Origin of the sequence: Pseudomonas sp. (genome assembly GCF_026224925.1) — a bacterium.
Lineage (GTDB): Bacteria > Pseudomonadota > Gammaproteobacteria > Pseudomonadales > Pseudomonadaceae > Aquipseudomonas.
This window is the reverse complement of record NZ_JAMFRV010000102.1, coordinates 1-2,192: the sequence shown is the minus strand read 5'-3', so window position 1 is coordinate 2,192 and position 2,192 is coordinate 1. Positions and strand designations below refer to the sequence as shown.

Sequence of the window (2,192 nt, the reverse complement as noted above, 5' to 3'; positions counted from 1 at the left end):
GGCAGTAATCCTGCTCATCGTCGCCGCCGACCCCGAGCAGCACCGCATAGCGCATCAAGCCCAGCGAACTGCAGCCTTTGACCCAATACGCCGAGTCCAGCAACTCCACAGGTGCGTCGTTGGGCCGACCTTTGAGCGACGTCACCAGCTTATGAATCTCAGGCGTGGCGCAGAGCAGCTTTATTTCAGCTTTTTCCGCGCGAGACAGCGGCCAGAAGCTTTTGCCCAATGGGATTGTCGGGCGTTCGTTTTCGATACGTTCACGGGCCAAGTGCTTCCATGTGCGTTGCACGGCTGTGCGCATACCACCTTTGACTTGACTAGGGCGTTCGGGTTGATCGCTCTGCCCTTTGACGAACGCCTGTTGGTAGCCGCGCATCATCTCTTCTAGCATGCGCGCGGTGGTGACACCCGGCAGGTCTGAACCCCGCGCAGACATCGCCAGTGAAAGCGCCAACCGCACTAAGTCATGGGTGGGATTACCGATCACCGCCTGGTCCAGATCGCGGATATTAATGTCGATACGACCGTGAATATCCCCGGTCGGGCCCAAATTGCCGACGTGACAATCACCACAAATCCAAACGCTGGGCCCATGGGGCAGCCGGCGCCCACGTTGGCTGTGTAACCATTGGTAAAATTGGACGGTATTACCGCGCACATAGGCATGAGCCGAACGTGCCATTTTTTCGTTACGAAGGCTGTCCAGGAGGTCAAGTCGGTCTTGCGGGCGCGGTAGCTTCATTAAGGCTTCTTTCTGAGTTGTCTTGAATTTAATAGACTTGACTCAAAAGACAATCGTTTCATTCTGTTTCAGCTATCGTCGCAACACCCTCTTTATTTTTCGAGAAGGACAACTCACTTAATGAGTGAAGCATTAGAAGTCATCGACATTCAGCTTGGCGAAGGCAAAGAAGTGGTCAAAGGTGCGTTGATCACCACCCACTACACAGGGTTTCTGCAAGACGGCACAGTTTTCGATTCATCCCACGAACGTGGCAAACCCTTCCAATGCGTGATCGGCACTGGCCGAGTAATTAAAGGCTGGGACATTGGCCTCATGGGGATGAAAGTCGGTGGCAAACGCAACCTGTCGGTTCCTGCACACCTCGCCTATGGCGAGCGGCAAATGGGCGCGCATATTAAACCGAACTCAGACCTGAGGTTTGAGATCGAATTGTTGGAAGTGCTGACGCGGGATGACAACTGAGTAACAGGAGACTGAAGAATGTCGATACCCCTACTGATCCTGGTCGAAGTCAACCCAGAAGGCTTGGCCAGTTTTGAATCCGCCGGTTTCACGCTGTGCATGGCCACCACGCCACAAGACCGGGCAAACGCCGCACGCACGTATGGCATCGACATCCGCGCGGTGCTGACCAACGGCTCCACCGGGTTTACGGCTGAAGAAATCAGCACATTCCCCGCACTGGAAATCATCTGCGCCATGGGCGCCGGTTTCGAAAAAGTCGACCTGGCTGCGGCTCAGGCTCGCGGCATCGTTGTCACCAACGGTGCCGGCACCAACGACGCGTCCGTTGCCGACCATGCCATGGCGCTGTTGATGTCAATCGCTCGAGGCATCCCCCAGGCAGACGCTGCGGTGCGACGTGGCGAATGGGCACAGTCTCGCCAGCCACGGCCGATGATCTCCGGCAAAAAGCTTGGCATTCTCGGTCTCGGAAATATCGGCAGGCAAATCGCGCAACGGGCAGAAAATGGCTTCAACATGCACATCAGCTACCACAACCGCACACCCGTGGCTGACTCGCCCTACACCTATTGCAAGACCCCAGAAGACTTGGCGACATGGGCCGACTTCATCGTAATCGCCACGCCAGGAGGCGCGGCAACCCGGCATCTGGTCAATGCATCGGTGTTGGCAGCACTGGGTTCCAATGGTTTTTTGATCAATATATCCCGAGGCAGCGTTGTCGATACTTCAGCGCTGATTACCGCGTTGCAGCATAAACACATCGCTGGCGCGGCCCTGGACGTGCTGGAGGGCGAACCTGAGGTGCCGGCAGAAATAGCGACCCTGACCAACATAATTCTCACCCCCCACATTGCGGGTCGGTCGCCAGAAGCCGTTGCGGCAACGGCGCAGCTCGTCCTGCAAAACCTGACGGCGCATTTCGCCGGCCAGCCAGTGTGGACCCCAGTGCCGATGCCCGGATAAACAATAGCTGTAT

The 2,192-nt window shown here is 56.5% G+C and carries 3 protein-coding genes; 2 read left to right on the top strand and 1 reads right to left on the bottom strand.

The window, feature by feature from the left end; all coding sequences use genetic code 11:
- Positions 1–745: DUF2252 family protein (locus tag M0974_RS04635; protein ID WP_297833386.1), on the bottom strand; the 745-nt coding region annotated here is incomplete at its 3' end.
- A gap of 120 nt (positions 746–865) precedes the next feature.
- Between M0974_RS04635 and M0974_RS04630 the strand changes: the two genes are divergently transcribed.
- Both M0974_RS04630 and M0974_RS04625 read left to right on the top strand, forming a co-directional pair.
- Positions 866–1,210 carry an FKBP-type peptidyl-prolyl cis-trans isomerase gene (locus M0974_RS04630; RefSeq protein WP_297833384.1) on the top strand — a complete coding sequence of 115 codons (345 nt, stop codon included), beginning with the start codon at positions 866–868 and terminating at the stop codon, positions 1,208–1,210.
- Positions 1,211–1,228: 18 nt separating this feature from the next.
- Complete coding sequence (locus M0974_RS04625; RefSeq protein WP_297833382.1) at positions 1,229–2,179, top strand: 2-hydroxyacid dehydrogenase; 951 nt, start codon at positions 1,229–1,231, stop codon at positions 2,177–2,179.
- The last annotated feature ends 13 nt before the right edge of the window (positions 2,180–2,192 follow it).

What these genes read in the sequence shown, in the direction of transcription:
- M0974_RS04630 (WP_297833384.1), top strand. Translation starts at nt 866, where the DNA reads ATGAGTGAAGCATTAGAAGTCATCGACATTCAGCTTGGCGAAGGCAAA.
- M0974_RS04625 (WP_297833382.1), top strand. Translation starts at nt 1,229, where the DNA reads ATGTCGATACCCCTACTGATCCTGGTCGAAGTCAACCCAGAAGGCTTG.